This is a genomic window from Streptomyces coeruleorubidus (assembly GCF_028885415.1).
GTDB lineage: Bacteria > Actinomycetota > Actinomycetes > Streptomycetales > Streptomycetaceae > Streptomyces > Streptomyces coeruleorubidus_A.
In genome coordinates, this window is sequence record NZ_CP118527.1 from 12,127 (window position 1) to 30,513 (window position 18,387).

General features: G+C 69.6%; 11 protein-coding genes and 11 pseudogenes. 7 read left to right on the forward strand and 15 right to left on the reverse strand.

Going from position 1 to position 18,387, the window contains the following annotated elements:
- Positions 1-6: 6 nt before the first annotated feature.
- Positions 7-333: pseudogene (locus PV963_RS00070) on the forward strand (IS5/IS1182 family transposase); the annotation flags it as partial.
- A 9-nt stretch (positions 334-342) separates the two neighbouring features.
- Here the strand turns inward: PV963_RS00070 and PV963_RS43350 are convergent.
- Positions 343-1,322 (reverse strand): annotated as a pseudogene (locus tag PV963_RS43350) (winged helix-turn-helix domain-containing protein).
- Positions 1,323-1,411: 89 nt separating this feature from the next.
- Between PV963_RS43350 and PV963_RS00085 the strand changes: the two are divergent.
- The 3 genes and pseudogenes from PV963_RS00085 to PV963_RS00095 all read left to right on the forward strand — a co-directional run.
- The gene (locus tag PV963_RS00085) at positions 1,412-2,743 is read left to right on the forward strand and encodes an MFS transporter (RefSeq protein ID WP_274813625.1); all 1,332 of its coding nucleotides are present in this window, start codon (positions 1,412-1,414) and stop codon (positions 2,741-2,743) included.
- Between the two features lie 77 nt (positions 2,744-2,820).
- Complete coding sequence (locus PV963_RS00090; protein WP_274813626.1) at positions 2,821-3,405, forward strand: DinB family protein; 585 nt, start codon at positions 2,821-2,823, stop codon at positions 3,403-3,405.
- 323 nt (positions 3,406-3,728) lie between these two features.
- Positions 3,729-3,919, forward strand: a pseudogene (locus tag PV963_RS00095) (transposase); the annotation flags it as partial.
- 171 nt (positions 3,920-4,090) lie between these two features.
- On the opposite strand, the gene PV963_RS00100 reads toward PV963_RS00095, so the two are convergent.
- The 5 genes and pseudogenes from PV963_RS00100 to PV963_RS00120 all read right to left on the reverse strand — a co-directional run.
- Entirely contained in the window at positions 4,091-5,197 is a 1,107-nt protein-coding gene (locus PV963_RS00100; RefSeq protein ID WP_274813627.1) for an FAD-dependent monooxygenase, read from the reverse strand.
- Positions 5,194-6,426 carry a LodA/GoxA family CTQ-dependent oxidase gene (locus tag PV963_RS43355; RefSeq protein WP_425541004.1) on the reverse strand — a complete coding sequence of 411 codons (1,233 nt, stop codon included), beginning with the start codon at positions 6,424-6,426 and terminating at the stop codon, positions 5,194-5,196. Before PV963_RS43355 ends, PV963_RS00100 begins: the two co-directional genes overlap by 4 nt.
- 102 nt (positions 6,427-6,528) lie before the next feature.
- Positions 6,529-8,192 (reverse strand): annotated as a pseudogene (locus PV963_RS43360) (LodA/GoxA family CTQ-dependent oxidase); the annotation flags it as partial.
- 147 nt (positions 8,193-8,339) lie between these two features.
- Positions 8,340-8,648: pseudogene (locus PV963_RS00115) on the reverse strand (carboxylesterase/lipase family protein); the annotation flags it as partial.
- 188 nt (positions 8,649-8,836) lie between these two features.
- Positions 8,837-9,010: pseudogene (locus PV963_RS00120) on the reverse strand (ISAs1 family transposase); the annotation flags it as partial.
- A 332-nt stretch (positions 9,011-9,342) separates the two neighbouring features.
- On the opposite strand from PV963_RS00120, the gene PV963_RS00125 reads away from it, so the two are divergent.
- Positions 9,343-9,543, forward strand: coding sequence for a hypothetical protein (locus PV963_RS00125; protein ID WP_274813628.1), 201 nt, complete (start codon positions 9,343-9,345; stop codon positions 9,541-9,543).
- A gap of 267 nt (positions 9,544-9,810) precedes the next feature.
- On the opposite strand, the gene PV963_RS00130 is transcribed toward PV963_RS00125, so the two are convergent.
- From PV963_RS00130 to PV963_RS00160, 7 genes and pseudogenes are all read right to left on the reverse strand, one after another.
- Positions 9,811-10,137, reverse strand: a complete 327-nt coding sequence (locus tag PV963_RS00130) for an RICIN domain-containing protein (protein ID WP_342456423.1) — start codon at positions 10,135-10,137, stop codon at positions 9,811-9,813.
- Positions 10,032-10,874, reverse strand: a pseudogene (locus PV963_RS00135) (transposase); the annotation flags it as partial. The gene PV963_RS00130 and the pseudogene PV963_RS00135, both read right to left, overlap by 106 nt.
- 140 nt (positions 10,875-11,014) lie before the next feature.
- Entirely contained in the window at positions 11,015-11,293 is a 279-nt protein-coding gene (locus PV963_RS00140; RefSeq protein ID WP_274821897.1) for a hypothetical protein, read from the reverse strand.
- A 74-nt stretch (positions 11,294-11,367) separates the two neighbouring features.
- Positions 11,368-11,767, reverse strand: a pseudogene (locus tag PV963_RS00145) (IS110 family transposase); the annotation flags it as partial.
- 58 nt (positions 11,768-11,825) lie between these two features.
- On the reverse strand, positions 11,826-13,664 hold the full coding sequence (locus tag PV963_RS00150; RefSeq protein WP_274813629.1) for an NACHT domain-containing protein: 1,839 nt from the start codon (positions 13,662-13,664) through the stop codon (positions 11,826-11,828).
- A gap of 56 nt (positions 13,665-13,720) precedes the next feature.
- A complete protein-coding gene (locus PV963_RS00155) occupies positions 13,721-14,065 on the reverse strand; it encodes a hypothetical protein (protein ID WP_274813630.1) in 345 nt (114 codons plus the stop codon).
- A gap of 331 nt (positions 14,066-14,396) precedes the next feature.
- Positions 14,397-14,962, reverse strand: a pseudogene (locus PV963_RS00160) (GNAT family N-acetyltransferase).
- A 161-nt stretch (positions 14,963-15,123) separates the two neighbouring features.
- Here PV963_RS00160 and PV963_RS00165 point away from each other — a divergent pair.
- Both PV963_RS00165 and PV963_RS00170 read left to right on the forward strand, forming a co-directional pair.
- Positions 15,124-15,504 (forward strand): annotated as a pseudogene (locus PV963_RS00165) (VOC family protein); the annotation flags it as partial.
- Positions 15,505-15,762: 258 nt separating this feature from the next.
- Positions 15,763-16,398: a hypothetical protein gene (locus PV963_RS00170; protein ID WP_274813631.1), complete on the forward strand. Its 636-nt coding sequence runs from the start codon at positions 15,763-15,765 to the stop codon at positions 16,396-16,398.
- Between the two features lie 350 nt (positions 16,399-16,748).
- Here the strand turns inward: PV963_RS00170 and PV963_RS00175 are convergent.
- Positions 16,749-17,943: pseudogene (locus PV963_RS00175) on the reverse strand (glycoside hydrolase family 64 protein).
- A gap of 110 nt (positions 17,944-18,053) precedes the next feature.
- Positions 18,054-18,383, reverse strand: a complete 330-nt coding sequence (locus PV963_RS00180) for a hypothetical protein (RefSeq protein WP_274813632.1) — start codon at positions 18,381-18,383, stop codon at positions 18,054-18,056.
- Positions 18,384-18,387 lie beyond the last annotated feature (4 nt).

Genomic DNA, 18,387 nt, shown 5'->3' on the forward strand with positions numbered 1-18,387 from the left:
GGGTTCCTGATCCACGCCGTACCGCCCATCCGCGGCAAGCGCGGACGATCCCGTCAGCGCCCCGACGTCCTCTACGCCGACCGCGGTTAGGACCACAACGTCTACCGCCGCCAGGTCCGTGAGCTGCGCATCCGCACACTCATCGCCCGGCGCGGCACCGGGCACGGAAGCGGCCTGGGCAAGAACCGCTGGGTCGTCGAAGCGGCCTTCGCACTTCTGCGCTGGTTCCGCCGACTGCGTATCCGCTGGGAAATCCGCGCCGACATCGACCAGGCCTTCCTCACCCTCGGCTGCGCAATCATCTGCTGGCGGCGCCTCAAAGAACAGTGCTGATCTGAGCCCTCAGCCCGAACCGGCGACCAGCGCCTCGCCGAGCGGGGTGCGCCGGTAGAGCACCGACCGTCCGGACCGGGCGCGGACGAGCAGCCCCGCGCCTCGCAGGATGGCGAGGTGGTCTCCAACCGCGCCGGGTGCCATGGCGAGGCTTCGGGCGAGGTGGCTGGTACTGGCCGGGGCGTCCAGCGCCAACAGCAGCCGGGCTCGGGCCCGGCCGACCAGAGCGGTCAGCGCGTCCGGTTGGGGGACGGTCGCCTGTTCGCCCCACAGGGCGGCGGTGCCGCGGGCAGGATAGACCAAGGTCCTGGGCCAGGGGTCTTCCAGGTGGGCGGCGATATTCCCGACGAAGACCGAAGGGATCAGCAGTAGCCCGTCGCCGGCGAGGCGGACGTTTCCGACTGGGGGAAGAAGCCGATCTCGATACCGCCGGCGCGCCAGGCGATGCTCGGGTGCAGGCTCTCGATGGTCGTGGCCCATCCGTGTTCGCCGATCACACCCACCCGGTGCACGACATCGCGCTCACAGATCGCGCGCAGTTGCGGCCAGTCCGTGGCGAGTAGCTCGTGCCACGCCTGGTTCATCGCCTCGGCGATCCTGGAGACGGCGTCCGTGGAGTCGAGCACTGCGCGTACGCGGGGATCATGGGCGGACGGGCCGGTCGCGGTGGTGGCGAATTCGTGGCGGGCCGCTTCCAGCGGTGTGGCCCGGATCATGGCCAGGTCGTCTGCCCAGGTCTGGTTGAGGCCGCGCGGGGGCGGGGCGACGAAGTTCGGTCCGGATTGCGGGGTGTGCAGGGCGAGGGCGGCGTCCAGTTCGGTCTCGCGGCGAAGCCGTTCAAAGGCCGGCAGGAGCCGGGTGGCCCAGGCTCGCGGCAGCTGCCGGTTTTGGCCGGCGAGCGAGCGTAGTAGTAAGCAGAGGTCCATCGCCGGCGACAGTGCGAAGCGGCTGCGCAACAGGTCCTCGACGGAGACTTCGAAGCGGAGCACCCTGTGATGCTACCGCCGGACGTCTGTTCCGATTCGTGCAGCGACGAATCATTGGTGAGTGGCGTGGGCGCACGGCGAGGCTGGGCGTCATGACCCCAACCGCCGAACCCGCGCAGGTCAACCATCGTGCCACCTACCGGGAGGTGCTGGCCGAGCCGCGATTCCGGCTGCTCTTCTCGACCCGCGCCGTCGCGATCACTGCGGGCTCGCTGCGGATCACCACGCTCTCGGTGCTGGTCTTCGCGGCCACCGGCTCCGCGCTGTTGAGCGCACTGGCCTTCGGCATCGGCTTCCTCCCGCAGTTGTTCGGCTCGCTGCTGCTGGGCTCACTGGCCGACCAACTGCCGCCCCGCGCGCTCATCGCCGGCGGCTACGCCTTGGAGTGCGCCGCCGCCCTGCTGCTCGCACTGGTGCGGATGCCGATCGCGGCAAGCTTCGGTGTCGTGGCGCTGGTCGCCCTCGCCACACCGGTGTTCGGCGGCGCGTCGAGTCGGCTGGTCGCGCAGTGGCTAAAGGGCGACGCCTATGTACTGGGCCGTTCACTGAACAACATCGCCTCCTCTGGCGCGCAATTGTTCGGTCTGGCGCTGGGAGGTGCGGTCGTCGCGGTACTCGGCCCGCACCGGGCGCTCGCGGTAAGCGCCGCCCTCTACCTCGGCTGCGCGCTCGCTATCCGCATCCGGCTACCCCGGCTGGAGCTGGGAGAGTTCGGCGGCACACCCGGCAGCGCTCGGGGCGATGGCGGGGCCGTCCGGGCAAGCCTGCACGGTGTCGGCCTGCTGCTGCGCGGACACACGGTACGACGACTGATGCTGGCCCAGTGGCTACCGCCCGCGTTCGTAGCGGGCGCGGAAGGTCTGATCGTCGCCTACGCGGGAGGACGCCACTTCGCGCCCGGCTGGTACGCGGTGCTGATGGGCTGTCTGCCGGTCGGCATGCTTGTCGGTGACCTGCTGGTGGGTCGACTGCTACGGCCACCCACCCGGGAGCGACTGGTAGTCCCGTTGATTGCACTGACGGGACTGCCGCTGGTCGGCTTCGCTACCGAGCCCGGAGTGGGTGTCTCGTCCTGTCTGCTGCTGCTTTGCGGCTTCGGATTAGCCTACGGTCTCGGCCTGCAACGGCCGTTCCTGGACGCCCTGCCACAGGATGGCCAGGGCCAGGCCTTCGGTCTGCTCGGCTCCGGCAGCATGACGCTGCAGGGCGTCGGGCCGGCCTGCTTCGGCTCGGTGGCCGCAGGCATCGGAACAGGCGGCGCAATCGCCCTGGCAGGCGGCGCGGCGGTGCTTACCGCCGGCTGGATTCTCACCTGGCACCCGCCCACCTCCCCGGTCCCCGTCCCGAACTACTCAACGGGATCAGAGAACGGCACCGAACAGCATGCGTGTAGTTCTCCTGCGCAGTTGTGTCAGGAGTCCTGAGCCTCGGCTCTGCCAGCCGTTGCGGACCACGTACGGGATCTTGAGACCACGAACAGCCCAAGGAAGGTTCATGCCGCATGATCGATGAATTCGCGAAGGACAACCTGCACGGGAGACTGCGGCGGGACCGCGAGGCGCTGCTCTGGAAACTCGACGGCTTGTCCGAATACGACGCCCGCAGACCTTTGACAGCGACCGGGACCAACCTCCTCGGCCTGGTCAAACACGTGGCCACCGTCGAGGCCAGGTACTTCGGCGAGGTCTTCGACCGCCCTTCCCCGGAACCGCTGTCCCGGTGGCAGGACCACGACGGCAGCGATCAGTGGGCGACCGAGGACGAGACCCGCGATCAGATCATCGGGTTCTACCGGCGCACGTGGGAACACTCGGACGCGACGATCAACGAGTTCCCCCTCGACGCCCCCGGCCACGTGCCGTGGTGGCCGGAGCCTTGTCCCAACACGAACCTGTTCGCCATCATGGTCCATGTCCTCGGCGAATCCATCCGGCATGCCGGGCACGCCGACATCCTGCGCGAGGGTCTCGACGGCCGGACCGGGGTGCGCGCCGAAAACGAGCAGCAGATCGACGAGGAAGCCCGTGCAGCCTACTGCGCGAAGATCGAGCAGGCCGCCAGGTCGGCCGCATCAATCAAGGCTTAGTCGGACATATCAGGCAGCCTGACATCGGCTCCCCTACCGGCGCTTGCGATTTCCGAGCACCCGGCCACCTGATATGCCCGCGTCACCCGATGTGGGCGTTCAGTCCGCGACTTCGTCGTCCTCGTCCAGCTCGAGCGCGTCCGCGTCGCTCAGCGGGCGCCGGGCGCCGGCGGCCGGGGTCGAGGCGGTGAAGCTGTAGCGGCCGAGCAGGTTCAGGTTGCGGAGAGGGGAGAGCCGGGTGATGTCCTCCTCGCGGATGGGACCGGCTGCTGACTCACGTGCAGCAGCATTCCGACGCCGTTGGCGCGGTCGACTGGACGGTGGTGTGCATCGACTCCACGACCGTGCGGGCCCACCAGCACGCGGCCGGGGCCCGGAACGGGGGCCCTGGCCGGGCCAGGCGATCGGTCGGTCCCGCGGCGGGTTGACCACGAAGGCCCACCTTGCCTGCGCCGGCCGCGGTCGGCCCTTGGTCTTCACCCTCACCGGCGGCAACGTCAACGTCTGCACCCAGTTCGAAGCCGTGATGGCCCGCATCCGGGTGCCGGGGGCGGGCCCTCACCCTCGCCTGCCTACGGCTCCCCACTGTTCTGGTGGGGGCGTTCGTGCTGAGCCGCACGGCCGATCCTCCCCGGCAGGACCGTGGCCTGGACCCGGTGGCGGAGTCCCAGCGGGAGTGGCGCCGTCAGGGCGCTTGTTGTCGGCGTTCCCAGAACGGGTGCTCCGGCCAGCGCTGTTCCTGGCCGTAGGTCTCGGCGTGATGCCGCTCGTAGGCGTCCGTGATCCGCTGCAGGAACAGGGAGTAGTCCGCGAGGGCGGCCGTCTCGCCGGACAGGCACAGGTCGACGGTCCGCCCGGCGCGGGCTCCCGTGTGCAGGGCCGTGAGGATGCCCTGGGAGGAGAGCGGGTCGAAGGCGAGGGCGGCGTCCCCGGCGGCGATCCATCCGGGACCCGCCGCAGGGGACAGACGAAGCCCGTGGGCCGCGGTCCAGCGGGGCGCGGGGGCGTGGGCCGGGTCGTAGCCGTCGAGGCGGATACGGACATGGCGGGTGGTCCCGATCGCGTCGAGGAACCCCTCGGCGGTACGCAGGGCGGAGTCGGTCAGGTCCGCGTCGGTGAGGTATGCGACCAGTCGCCCGGCCGGGACCCTGGCCGTGTACCACCAGCCGCCGGGGACCGCCTCGACGAGGGTGCGCAGCTCCGCGTCCTCGGTGCGATGACCGGGGAGCCGACGTCCGAACAGGGCGAACACGGCCATGAGCCGGTCCTGCTTGCGGCGCCGGCCGCGTCGGCGGCCGATCACGGCGCGGCGGCCGGTGGCGTCCACGACCCAGTCGCAGCGCACCTCTTCGAGGCGGCCGTCTCCGCGGATCAGGACGCGCCGGTCCCCCACGTGCGTGAGGTGCGGCACGGCCTCGGCCCGGCGCAGCTCGGCACCGGCTGTCCCGGCGGCGCTCCGCAGGAACGCGTCGAACCGGGTCCTGTCGAGGTGCCAGCCGTGTCCGTGCGGGTCATGGAGGTGGCTGCGGCCGTGCAGTTGCTTCGATCCCCAGGAGGCGTAGGTCCCCACGCACCGCAGGTGCGGGCCTGTGGCGAACTCGGGCCACAGGCCCAGATCGTGCAGCAGCGGCCGGGCCGCGGGCAGCAGGGTCTCGCCGATGCGGAACGGGGACGACGCTGGGCCGCCCGTGCCCTTGTCGACGAGCAGGACACGGCGGCCGGCCCGTGCCAGTACCAGTGCCGCGACGGCGCCTGCCGGACCGCCTCCGGCCACGATCACCTCGAAGGTCACCGCTCCTCCGGGAAGCGTGCCACCTTCTCGAAGTAGCCCGCCATGACGTGCTCGTGGGGTACGTCCGTCCGCTCCAGGGCCGCGGCCACGGCGCCGCCGTTCAGTGCCGGATCCGCCGCCTCCGGCACGTGCAGGCACCGCAGGTTCCGCAGCGCGGGCGGAGGCTGCTCGGGGTGGAAGCTCACCGTGGATTCCACGAACATCGTCTCGGGCAGCTCCGGGTCGTCGGCGGCGCCGGTGCGCCGTTCGACGAGGCCCAGTTTTCCGAAGTCCTTGACCATGGCGTTCATCTGCTCGATGCGGTCCTGGGGCAGCCACCTGTCCCAGACGGCCCGGCGCTCGAAGGCGGTCCGGCGTTCCTCGGCGGGCCTGCCGGGGTCGACCGCCTGGTCGTAGTCCTGTTCCGTCAGGACGTGGTTGGGCACGCGCGCGGGCCAGAAGGTGGGCAGGTAGGGGTCGTAGCGCGGGCCGAACCCCAGGTAGTAGCCGGAGCGGCAGCGCGCGGTGTCGGTCTGCCAGGGCACCGCCATCCAGCGCGTCAGATCGCCCGGCCCCTGCGCGTACAGCGGACCGTCGACGCCGAGTGCCGCCTGCGGAGTGAGCACCTCGCCATGGTCGGACTCCGGGGTTCCGGGGGCGCGGTGCCGCACCCGGAACGGTGCCGCGTACAGGCTGCTGTGGCGCATCGGCCAGGACAGTTCGCACCCCGGGTGGAACGCGTCGGCCAGACAGAACGACAGGGCCGCGCGGTCGAGCATGCCCGGCCGCTCCGCCGGCGGCACCTCGTCGAGGTTTCGCGGCGGCACCGCCGACGGGTCGTGGTCGGCGTCGAAGTCCCCTGCGGCCCACCGGGCCAGTGACCGGTACTGCAGCGAGGACAGCGTCAGATGCTGCCGTGCGGAGACCGGCCGCACGCTCATCGAGTCACCGTAGAGGGGCGGCCACGGTACGGGGGAGAGACCGTCGCGGTCGAGGTCCCGCATCGTGGCCCAGATCTGCTGGCGCAGCTCCGCGTGGCGCGGCCCGGGGTCGGCCAGCCTGGCGAGCCGCCCGGGCGCCAGGAAGTGCTCCCGCCCGCCGTGTCCGAACAGCGCGGCGATGCCGCGGTTGACCCACTGGAGGTCGCACAGGCGCCGCAGGATCGGCAGGACGTCACGGGTGAACGAGACGTTCTCCGGCAGCGGCAGTGTTCCGGCGGACACGAAGACGTCGCGCATCAGGTCGTACATCGTGCGGACGGACTTCAGCTCCGGCGCGAAGTTCGGTGGCGCCACCACCACCCAGGCCGGTTCGACGGGGACGCTACGGCCGTCGATGTGCACGCGTGCCGTCACCGGGCCGTCGGAGATGTCGTCGTACCAGCCGTCGTTGTTGGCGAAGTGCGTGGCCTGAGCGTGGTCCACCGAGGCCGAGACGCCGTGCCCACCGAGGAACAGCAGCCGGCCGGCGCCGTCGGTGCGCACCTCGCCCAGATGGACGGGCTTCCCGAGGAAGCAGCCCGTGTCGAACCGGTACTCGGGCCGGTCGGCGCGGTCCCGGCCGCGGATCGAGCGGGGACCGGGGTCGATGACCAGCCCACCGCGCTCCTTTCGGGGCACCTTGGGATTGCGGGGCGTGCTGGCGGGGGCGGCGGCCGCTTCGGGATGTCCAGGGCCAGCTGGAACTGGTACCAGGCGGCCTTTTTGTTGGCGACATGCACGGTCCACCGGATGTCGGCGTTGTCCGCGGTCAGCTCGGCGACCGGCTCGCCGGCGGCGTTGTAGCCGTAGACGCGGAAGCGCGCCGCCTGCCGTTTCAGGGCGCCGGTGGCGTCCTTGTACGAGCCGGCGGGCAGCGGTGGAGGGTCGTCCACCTCGGGCGCGAGGAAGAACTCGTCCGCGCTGTCTCCGACCCGTGCCACGCCGATGGCGGGATGGATCGCGGCCCGCACGATCCGGGTGTCACGCCCGTGCGGTTCGGCGGACGGCGGGCGTGCGGGGCCGGGTTCCGCCGCCGGAACGCCGTTCGCGTCGCGGCGCCGGGCGGCCGACGCCCGGTACACGACCTTGCGGGCCTCGGCCATGCTGCCGACCGGCTTGTGCTCGGCCAGGCAGTGCCAGGGGTTATATGCCAGGTTCTCGCCGTAGGCGTCCTGACCGCGTGCCCGGACGTCCTGCTGACGCAGGGTCAGTCTGGCTACGCGGACGGGGGCGCTCAGCGACTCCTCCCAGCGCACGGTGGCACGGTCCAGGGGCATACGGTCCGGGTCCGTGCGGAACTGCACCATCAGGTCGAAGGTCGCCTCACCCGCGGCCAGCCGGTGCCGCAGATCTTCCCGGAAGAAGGAGGGGTTCTCCTCGGGAGGCGCCGCCTGGGGGTCACCGGGCGGGCAGGAGACCGGCACGAGCACGTACTTCACATGGCGGTCGGGCCCGAACGCGTACGGCAGCACGCCCCAGTACCTGGCCGTGAGCGTGCTCTCCTCGGGCTTGCGCATGGCCTGCAGGATGCTGCGGGTCACCGGGTGCGCGTTCTGGTACGCGACCGGATCCTGCTGGAACTCGCACATGTCCCGGGCGGTGTCGACGAAGAACACGTCATGGTTCTGCAGCACGAGATCCTGGGTGTCCGCCCGGCCGTCGTCCTCCAGCAGCTTCGGGCCGGGAACGCCGAACAGCTTGATGCCCATGCCCAGGGTCCGACGGAAGTCCGGACGGTCCGGCAGGACATCGCTGGAGAAACGAACCCAGGCGGTCAGACCGTCCTGCTGGTCCCGGGCGGCTCTGAGGAACCCGACACAAAGGTCCGGCGGCAGATCGGGAGCGACCGTGAGCACGCCCCGGGCGGTGCCGTGGTACTTGACGAAGACCGGTCGCAGGACCGGGTCCTGGCCCTGGGAGATCCGCTGCCCCATGCGCTTGTCCACGAACTCGGCCAGAATGCCGGCGATCGGCTCGGCCGCGCAGTCGGTCGGGGCCTGCGAGGAGCTCTGGTGCGGGTCGGCTGTACCGGTCATGGGCGCGCTCTCCTGCTGCTCGAGCTGATTCGGAGTTCCCTGCTCATAGGTGGAGCGAGACTGGAGAAAATATGTCTGACCGGGGACAAGTTCCTCCGGTCGCGGGTGCCCGAATTCCGTCGGCCCTTGTCAGTGCCGACGAAGTACGCCCGGACGGCGGAGTCGCGGGTGGTCCAAGGGGATGCGGAGACGGTGATCGGTGACAAGCTGGCCGACGATTTCCGCCGTGCCCGCCTCGGGGTACAGCGCGCGGCAGCCGCGCGGACATCGCCGCAGCAGCCGCAGCGGGCCATGGCACCGGCCAGGGCGACGGCTCCGAGGCGGTCGACGCGGTCCAGGAGGCCGCCCGGGACCAGCCACAGCCGGTACTCGTCGCGGGTCCAGCCCATCATCAGCTCGACGCCCCGGGGCGTTGCCGCCGGCCACCGGGCTGCTGAGCTTGCCCACCTCGGCCTTGCCTAATCACCCACCGCCGCGTCCAAGGCCTTCGTCAGGACCTCTAAACGCTCTTTAAGAGGGTCAATGCAAACGGCACGCCACCGAAGCGGGACCGATGCCAGTCCGTTTGCCGTGGAACTCCCCGGGATCGTCTTCCCACAGGACATGCCTCAGGGCCCCGGCGTTTGCCTCGGATGTCTGGTTGATCATGTGATCCCGTAGAGGGTGAGGACGCGGTGGCGTTCGGTGTGGGCTCGGCGTCCGGCGGCGGTTTTGACGTACCCGGCGAGTTTGAGCGCGCTGCGGATCAGGTCGCGGACGGCGGCGAGCACGGCGTGCGTATTGCGGGTCCTGACCTCGGACTTGTCCTCCCCGAAGACGGCATCATGCACCCAGTGAAGATCCCCCATCTTGAAGATGCGGGTCACGAGGCTGGTGTGAGTCGGTGGGTGTGTTCTGGTGCTGGTCGCGGGCGGTTGTGGCAGTTCAAGATCGACTACCGTTGCGGTGATCGCGGATCCTCGGGTTCCCCGGCGTGAGCGAGGCGGGTGTCCGTACGATCCGGGCGGGAAGTGTGTGACGAACTGGAGGAACTGGCCGTCGCTGAGCGGGGTCGCGCGACGCCTGGCCGAGCAGGTGCACCTCGAAACGGAACCTGAATCGACGTCTCCTGGGGCCGCCGGCAGGCCGCGAGCGAGGCGTCGACAAGAACGTGCTGCCCAACCACTACCAGCGGATCATGGATGTGGTGCGGCGGGCGGGCGCCCCGGTCACGGTCAAGCAGGTATGCCGCGAGTCAGGGATATCGCTGGAGCCGGCCCGCTCGGAGGCGATGCGCGCGAAGCTGAACCGGCTGGCGGAGCGGGGCTGGCTGCGCAAGCTTGCCGACAGGAAGTTCACCACCACGCTGTGAGCGTGCTCCGCCGGAAAGGGCGATGCCGTAACGTCCGTGCGCCCAGAGGCAGTTGATAGTTCATGTCAAAGAGAACCAACCCGTGCGGCGTCGGGTGCGGGGACTACCGGCCGGCACGTGACGGGCGCCGCCCTGAGGGCCGTCGATGACGACACCCTCGACCCGATCTGCGCGCCGAGGTCGCTGCCGAGGACGCCCTCCGCGCCCGGACCGCAAGCGTGGGATGGGCCTCGGTGCGGCCGGGGAATTCCGCACCGCACCGTTCCGTCACAGGGCGTCGAGCTGCCACTGCTGGTTGGTGCCGGAACCGGCGGGCCGCTGGATGACGTAGTAGGCACCGCCCGCATCGACGAGCTTCCACCGCCGGCTGTCGCCGCCCGTGTCCTGCCACTGGACGAGCTGGGTGCCCTGGGCGGAGCCGCCGGGGCTGTCGAGGACCTCGCCGCTGTGGCGGGCGGCGAGGCGGAAGGATCCGTCGGCGTCGGGCGCCACAGCCATACGGGGAGTGGATCGTGGCCGCCGGGCAGACGGTCTACCTCCAGGCGGATCAACGTGCCTTCGATGACGGGGAGTTCGCTGGTGTGGTCGATCCATGCGGAGCGGGTGGTCAGCCGGGGGTGGATGCGGTCCCAGGCCATCGCGTGAGCGATGCCGTAGCGGTCGGTGACCTCCACCGGCAGTCCTTCCAGCAGATAGGCCATGCGCGGAGCGTCGTAGCCGGCGTCGAGGACAACCAGGATGTCGCGGTACCCCGCGTGCCAACGGCCCATGTCGATGAGGTCCTCGACCACGCGGCGGACCTGGGCCGCGGTGACCTCGGCGACATCGTCGGCCGGCCCCAGGCGCAGGGCGTCCAGGATCTGGCACCACGAGGCCCGGCCCGACTCCAGCGCGGCGACGAACGAGTAGGGCCAGCCGGGCACGAACTGGTCCGAGGAACGTCCGCTGCGGCCGTAGACGTGGCAGAACAAGCGGTCCGCACTGGTCGGCGCGTCCGGCCGGAGCCAGTGGGTGACATCCACCGCCAGGACCAGACGTCCGTCGGCGGCCTCGGGCTGCGGCAGCCCGGCCAGCACCTGCCGCAGCCGCAGCCGCAGCACATCGACGTTCCCGCTGTTCAGCGCGTCGTACATGGCGCCGTGCCCGCGCCGGTGTTCGGCCGTCAGCGTGAGGTCCACCGGCGTGGTCACCGGCCCGTCCGCGCACAACAGTGCGTCGGCCAGCTCGAACAGCGTGTCTCGTCGCGCGGTCAGGCAGTCGAAGAAGTCGCCCCGGAAGCATGACGCCACCGCAAACGCTTCCCGCCGGACATCGTGTTGCAGCAGACTCATTCCCCCACGGCCTTCGTCCTGGTCAAGTGCCTCTTTGGTCGGAGCACAGGATCAGGCGGAGGCCGTGTTCACGTCCCCGGAATCCTCGTACGAGCGATCACGTTCGGCGCGTGGTTCGAGGGCAGGCACAAAGCCCAAACTCAGAACGGAACGGCCAGCCCGGCCTCGCGCAGCCGAAGCAAGGCCCTGCCCATACACTCGGCGACCGACACTCCGTCAGTTCTCAAGCCATTGGTCAACGGGCCACCGCTGGCAGCAAAGGTCCACGCCGGCTGACCTTCTCGCAAGCGTTCCGCATCGACCCGGATCACGGCCCCCACACCCTGCGCAGCGAGCCATTGCAGGATGAGCAGCGTCGCATCCTCCACGCCGCTGTCCGCGGGATCGAGCTTGGGCCACCGCCCCCTTGCCCTGGTCATGGCGACCACCCTACTCAGCGACCTACCGAGTCCGATCGAGCCGGACGACCTTAAAGAACTTCCCAGTGACGATGTCAAGCCGCTGTCGTGACGGTTGGTAGGGCCTCGTAAACACTCTCCGTCGCGGATCATGGCCCACAAGACGTTGGCTCGTCGGCGGGCCAGAGCGAGCAAGGCCTGCTTGTGTCCCTTCCCCTCGTTCCGCTTGCGCCCGTAGTAGGCCTGGGAGGCGGTGCAGGTTCTCAGGCTGGCCATGGAGGAGAGGGAGAAGGCCCGGAGCAGGCCGCGGTGGTAGCGGCGCGGGCGGCGCATGTTGCCAGGCGGTCGGCCGTGCCGAAGGCCTCCGGGTCGCCGCCGGTGGCGGCCGATGAACTCGCGGCCGGGGAGGGCGCCCATGCCGGGCAGGCTCCGGATCACCGTCGCGTGTCGGTGCTCGTTGGACCGGGCCTCGATGAGCGCGTCGAGTTCGGCGATGGCAACCGGGCGAGAGCCAGCAGCTACGTTTCCGGGACGGCACGCTGGTACGTGGGAATCAGTCGCTGGCTCGCGCTTGCTCCGCCAGACGCTCCTGAAGGTGGGCGTGCCGGAACTGGTACACCCCGCCTGTCTGTCGCAGGATCCCGCGGCGGTGCGCGTCCGCCAGGAATCCAAGGAGTCGCCGTGGCTGGCGTCCGCACACCGTGAGCCATCCACGGCCCAGCAAGAAAATCCCCCATGCCCGTGACGACAGCACGGTGAATCCCACGGCGAGGCCGAACAGAAGACCCACGGCCAGGCCGAATGCCACCGAGTCCGTTGGAGGGAAGGCGAGACCCGCGGCAACCGCGCCGGCCGGGCTGTACGCGCATGCTCCCAGGCGCCCGTAGGCGACTCCACCGACGACCGCTCCGGCGATCGCTCCCGACAGACCGAATTCGACCCCCATGCGGAGCCCTAGGGGAAGGTCCAGCATGAGTCCGCCCGAGGCCTCCTCGGTGAAGATGATCGCCGCGGCGTAAGCTATTCCGAGCGAGAACGAGAAGGACGCGCAATGAGCGAGTGCGGAGGTCCTGTCCCGCCGGAAGACGACCAGGGGCGTGGAAGCGTTGGCCACATTGGCCGGGACGTCCAGCCACACGCGCAGCCCCACCGCGAGACCGAAGGCGAGGCCCAGCCCGAGGACGATGGGCCCTGGGAAGTCGAACGCTGTCCCCAGGGCGAGTCCGGTGACCACGCCGACCGGGAATCGGAGGAGGAAGGGTCCTGCGGTTCCCCGGAATCGCGCCTCGAGACAGGACGGTTCTGGCTCCGAGTCCAGCGCACAGCAGGTCCCGGCGGCGAGCGCGAAAAACAGTCCGTAGGCGAACCCGATGGCCGGGTCGGCCGCGATGCCCCCGACAAGGCCGAACAGAACTCCGGATACGAGGCCGGCCGCAAGCCCGCGCACCGCGCGCGGCACGCCATGGATGTACTGCCACCACGCGATGTCACGCGTACCGAGCCGGCTCAGGTGAGAGGCGAGGAAGGTGAGCCACACCTGGGCTTGTTCCGGACGGCAGCGGCCCGTTCGCGCGGATCCGAGCGGCGCGGTGCTGGTGGATGCGTGCGGGAAATATGAAGCGAAGACAAAGGAGTTGAGCAGGTGCTTCTCGAGTACTGAGGTGTCGGCGAATCTGATGTCGATGAGTTCGACGGGGTCGGCGGAGGTGTCGCTGTAGGCGACTCTGGCCATGGACGACATCAGCGGCGTGGAGAGCACCTCGATGAGCGCCTGCGCGACGGCGTCGGTGCCGCTTTCTCGCAAGTAGTCGAGGACCGGCGTCCACTTGGTGGTGAGCGCCCCATGTGCTTCGCCGTTCGTGCGCCGCGTGGTGAAGGGCAGGTAGCCGACCAGCTGGTCCAGGCCCAGCGGCTGCAGCTCGATGACCGCGGCCGCTGTGAACACGTCGGCGGATTCGATGGTGCGCCGATATTCGTCCGTACGACTAGTCAGGATCACCGGCGTTTCCAGGTCGAGCGTCGCGTTGAGGTGCCGGATGGCATCCGAACGACAGGACTCGGGCATCTCGTCCAGACCGTCGAGGACGGGGAGGACGTGGTCCATCAATTCCGCGGCCCAGGTGGCCCCGGATGGCGCCGTGGCGCTCAGCGCGGGGAAGTCCTTCGCGATGTGCTCGGACATCCAGAACCGAAGGCTCTGCTCTCCCGGGCGCCATGACGCCAGGGAGAACAGGACCGGCACACGGTCCCCGGGCCGGCGGGCCTCGAGGATCTGGAGGACGAGACGCAAGGTGAGCACCGTCTTGCCCGCGCCGGGCTTGCCCAGGACGACCAGTCTCTTGGAAGGGACCCCGTCGAATGTCCTCAGGACATCGGCGAGTTCACCCTCCACGTCTAATGGTGCGATGTTGCCCGACTGCCTGCGGATGTTCGCCCAGTGGTCGGTGATCAGCGGATCGGCCCTCGTCCAGCGAACGGGCAGGGGAAGGGGTCTTGCAGTCGACGAAACCTCTCCTCCGCGCGCCACTGCTCCCGTACTGCCGCTGCCAGGTCTTCCGTCGCCTGGCGCAGGCGCTCGGAGAATTCGGGAGTGGGTGCTGGGGGCTCGGCAGAGAGGAAGTCCGCGAGGAGTCCCAGGAGGCCGACAAACAAGGCGAGAGCGCTGGCCCACTTGTCGATCTTGTCCAGTTCCCCGAGGACGACGAAGAACGCGGCCACGGCGAGAACGGTGGAGATCCAGACGGCCTTGACCCAGCGCGGTCTCCGCCACCAACTCATGGGCCGCTCCGTCATGCCGACATCACCTTTGCCCACAACCCTCCATCAGGCCATCGGCTGATGCTGCACAAAGACCGGAGCCGACCACTTTTGCCGGATGTGGAACACGCCAGGATCGTCCAGCAACTCCTGGGCCCACCGAGCGGCGCGCGCCCGTGCAGGGCCGGCCACGAGGGCGGACGGGGCAGGACCCGGACGGCATCTTCAAGGCGCGCATGCCGTTCAGCCACGGTCTTGCACGTGCCACAGACCGTCGCCATCAGCGCGAGCGTGCAGCGTGCCGAGGTACCGCCACGCCCGTAGGCCACCCAGCTGGGCCGCACTATCAGCAAGCCGCACGAACCGGTCAGCCACACCATCGACCTGTTGACTGAGCTTGAGATGCAACCCACGGATTCGAACACCTCTGACCGGCGCCTGTCGGCAGAGGTCGTTCTCTTTCCGAACCTCGGGTGCGGTTTCCGCTGGTCCGGCCGACGACCCGGTAGCCGGCGTCCAGGTAGTAGGCGTTCAGGCGCGCGTTGTCGGCCAGGCAACCCAGACGCACGACCGCCCTCCCCGCCGCGGCAGCGCGGCGCTCCGCAGCACGCGGCAGAAACCGCCCCGTCCCCGGCTGGGCGCTGTTGCGGTCCACCATCAGCAGATGCACATAGCCGGCCACCGGCGCTGTGGTCCCCAGGCGTCCTCGTCTTCCGACCACAGCTCCCAGGCCCCGACCACGCGGCCGTCGGCCTCGGCGAGCCAGACCTCACCAGCCGCCATGGACCGGCGGAAGTGGTCCTCGTCCAGCTGGCCGGGCTGCCACTGGCCGGTAATGCCCTGGGCGAGCATCCAGCGGGCAGCGTCGTCGCGCAAACGAACCAGAGTGGCGAGGTCGGTGTCGTCGGCGAGGCGGAAGTGCAGATCATTCACGTCGCGATCCTCGCACGGGCCCGCACCGGCATCAGCGGCCACACCCCAGCCAGCCGCGTCACCGGCCTACCCGAACGGCATACCAAGGGCGTGAGCTGTGTGCGCGAAGAATGAGCGCAACTCGGTGGCGTTCGGCGTGGAGATCAGGGAGGCTCGCGCGCATGGTATCGGTAGTGCAGAACGTGGCGATCGACTGTGCGGACGCCTACGAGCTGGCTCGGTTCTGGAGCAGTGTGACTGGCCGTCCGCTGCATCCGGAGGACAGACCAGGTGACCGGGAGACTCAGGTGCTGCTGGCGGAGGGCCCGGTGTTGTACTTCAACCAGGTGCCCGAGACCAAGACAATCAAGAATCGGATCCATCTGTGTTTGCGCCCTGAGACCTCGCGCGATCAGGAGGTGGACCGGCTGCTGGGCCTCGGCGCCACCTTTGTCGCCGATCACCGGCATCCTGATGGTTCAGGCTGGGCAATCCTCGCTGATCCCGAAGGCAACGAATTCTGCGTACTGCGCAGTGAGTCCGACCGAGCCGCCATGAATTCCTCTGACCAGTTGGAACCCGGTACAGTCCGCCCCCCGGCCGGGGTGACGACCAGTGGCAGGCCTGACTCGGCCCGGGTACTGCCTCGTTGGCACGCGCGGGCATCGCACTCAAAGTCGATTCCGGGCACCTGACACAACTCGGTGGGAACATCCGGCTCCGCCTGTCCGTACCATCTCTACACCACAGCACCATGCCGCCGAGACCTCGCCCCAGAGGAACACCGCAGCACGGCCACACGCCGAGGAAAGGTCAGCACCATGCCCGAGACAACAACTCCCGCCACTGAACTGGCGTCGCAGTACATCGCCCAGGTGACCGGCGACCTTGAGGCAAACGTCAAGGAGCAGGAACGGATCAGTGCGGAAATCGCTTCTCTGCAGGAGCAGCTCGCCGCACTGCAGCATGACCACGCCGTGCTGGTGAACATGCAGCAGGCACTCGGCATCACAACTGCCCCGGCAGCCGAGCCCGCAGCCGAGAATCACGGCGCCGCGGTGCCCTCTCCGCGACGGAAGAAGGCCGACGCCACGCCCGGCGGAAAGCAGAGGGCACGCAAGTCCACGACCCGGTCGCGGAAGAAGGCGGCCACGGAGCCCAAGGCCCCCGAGGCCAAGGCCGCGGGCACCCCGAAGGCGGCCCAGCCCACCCTGGTCGAGCTCATCCGCCGCCACCTCGCCGAGCAGAAGGAACCGCGCTCCGCCGCAGAGATCTCCGCGGCCCTCAACCAGGCTCACCCCGATCGCGACATCGCCGCCAAGGTCGTGCGCGTCACGCTCGAGGGCCTCGTGGCCAAGAGCCAGGCCGAACGCACCAAGCAGGGCCGGTCCGTCTTCTACAGCGCCCCCGCGTCGGAGCCGACGGCTGCGCCCGAGGCCGAGGCACAGCCTGCCTGAGAACGCCCACGCCCACCCTGATGGTGCGTGGGACAGCCGCCTGCCGTCTTGACACGGCGGGCGGTCCGCCCGGAACGGCACCCCCGCGGAGTGCTGCGCGCCGCCAGGATGATGCCCAGGACCTTCCGCACTGTGCGAGGACTCCAGTACGGGGAACGCAAAGGCACCGAGGCCGTGCTCCGGCCGGACTGGTCGGCCGGAGCGCACGCTTACGTCCCTCCACCGACCCTCATGGGGCCGTCGGTCGCACAGGTCATGGCTCGGTTGGAACGAGCGGGATTCGGCAAGCTCGTTCCGCGAGTCGATGGCGGTGCCAGTGGCTGTGGGAGGAGCGCCGGCCAGGGGGCAGGTCAGTTGAGGGGGTCGAGGGTGAGGTACGCCTGGCGCGGGTTGCCGTCGTGGGCCAGGGACTCGTGGTGGCCCACGTCGTCGAAGGCGAAGGCGTACGCCTTGCCGTCGGCCATCTGGGCGTGGATCTTGCGCGCGTAGTGGTTGGTGACGTTGTCCTTGTAGAAGGCGCCGGCGCTGGAGTCGGGCTGGTGCGGGTTGGTCAGCAGGGTGGAGCGGTTGAAGCCGGCGCACAGGGTGCGGGAGATCGGGCCGCTTCGGCGCGTCGAGCTTTCTGTGGCAGCCGAAGACGGAGGAGGCGTCCGGCTTTTCGAAGCTGGTGACGGTGGCGCCGGCGGTGTCGGTGAAGCGCATGACGTTGCCGGAGACGCGGCCGTGGTACCTGGTGCCCGGCCGGTCGGCGAACGGGGTGACCGTCAGCGTCGAGGTGGAGTACTTCTGCCAGACGCGGTTGATGTAGTCGTCCATGACGGTGGCCGGCAGTGCGCCGGTCTCCAGGCCGTACAGCGGGGACAGGGCGCGCAGTACGGTGCCGTCGGGGCGGGTCTGGATCAGGCCGGCCCAGCCTCCGGGCTGTCCCTTGAGGGCGTTGAAGAAGCCGTGGTAGCCGCCGGGCTTGAGGCGGCCTGTGGATGCGGTGGTTCCGTCGGCTCGCTGCACTCCTACCGCGTATGGTACGGAGAACATGTCGACCTGTGTGCTGTTGATCCACAGGCCCGCGTCGTTGAGTGTGTACTCCGACCAGTTGAACAGGATGTTCCGGTTGGGGTCGGCGGGGTTCTGTACGGCGGGCTGGACCAGGCCGCCGGTGGTGAGTCTGAACACCAGTTTCTGGCCGTAGGAGAAGTACACGCGGCCGGAGAATTTCGGCAGGCGGATGGTTTTCGACTGGCCCGCGGCCGGGCCCGGGATCGATGCGTCGGGGGCGGGGGTCGGCGGGTTGCCGCCCACCGGCCAGGGGTGGAACGTGCCGTTGGCGTCGGCCCAGCCCTGCCGTCCGGTCGACAGCTCGGTGCCGAGGTTGTAGATGTACACCTGCTCGCCGCGGGCCGAGTCGTTGGTGATCTTCAGGGGGATCGTGGCCGGGACGGCGGCGTGGGCCGGTGTACCCGCTCCGGTCGCGAGAAGTGAGCCGGTCAGGGCCGTCGCGAGGGACAGCCCGACAGCCGTGAGGCCGCGTCTGAGAGTGCGTAACATGCTCGTCGTCTCCGTTCGACAAGTGGCCGATCCGGGAAAGTGCGTGAGAGCGCTCTCAGAGCGTGCCGCGTTGGTCCGGACCTGTCAATGCGCCGGGACGGACGAGGGTGTCAGTGCCCGAGTGCCCTGCCGGTCTCCCCGCGCAGGAGGTCAACGTAGTCGCGGGTCCAGTCCTCGATCGTGGGGCGGTCCCACAGGTCTGCCGAGTACTCGACGAAGCCCTTCAGTTCGTCGCCGGCCGGGACGAGGCCGAAGGTGAGCAACGTACGGGACGCGGCGGGGGCCAGGTCCTCCACGGCCGTGGTCAGGCCGGGCAGTTCCACCTCGGCGTCCAGCGAGCTCTGGTAGGCGAAGCCGACGTCCAGCCGGTCCGGCACCTCGACGCCCGTGCGCTCTTGCAACGCGGGGGCGATCCGGCGCACCGGCACGGCCCGGTCCATGCAT

Excerpts from the sequence above, each read along its gene's own strand:
- PV963_RS00090 (WP_274813626.1), top strand. The coding sequence starts at position 2,821 with ATGATCGATGAATTCGCGAAGGACAACCTGCACGGGAGACTGCGGCGG.
- PV963_RS43355 (WP_425541004.1), bottom strand. The coding sequence starts at position 6,426 with ATGTACGACCTGATGCGCGACGTCTTCGTGTCCGCCGGAACACTGCCG.
- PV963_RS00130 (WP_342456423.1), bottom strand. The coding sequence starts at position 10,137 with ATGGATCGACCACACCAGCGAACTCCCCGTCATCGAAGGCACGTTGAT.
- PV963_RS00140 (WP_274821897.1), bottom strand. The coding sequence starts at position 11,293 with ATGACCAGGGCAAGGGGGCGGTGGCCCAAGCTCGATCCCGCGGACAGC.
- PV963_RS00180 (WP_274813632.1), bottom strand. The coding sequence starts at position 18,383 with ATGGACCGGGCCGTGCCGGTGCGCCGGATCGCCCCCGCGTTGCAAGAG.
- PV963_RS00170 (WP_274813631.1), top strand. The coding sequence starts at position 15,763 with ATGCCCGAGACAACAACTCCCGCCACTGAACTGGCGTCGCAGTACATC.
- PV963_RS00155 (WP_274813630.1), bottom strand. The coding sequence starts at position 14,065 with ATGACGGAGCGGCCCATGAGTTGGTGGCGGAGACCGCGCTGGGTCAAG.
- PV963_RS00085 (WP_274813625.1), top strand. The coding sequence starts at position 1,412 with ATGACCCCAACCGCCGAACCCGCGCAGGTCAACCATCGTGCCACCTAC.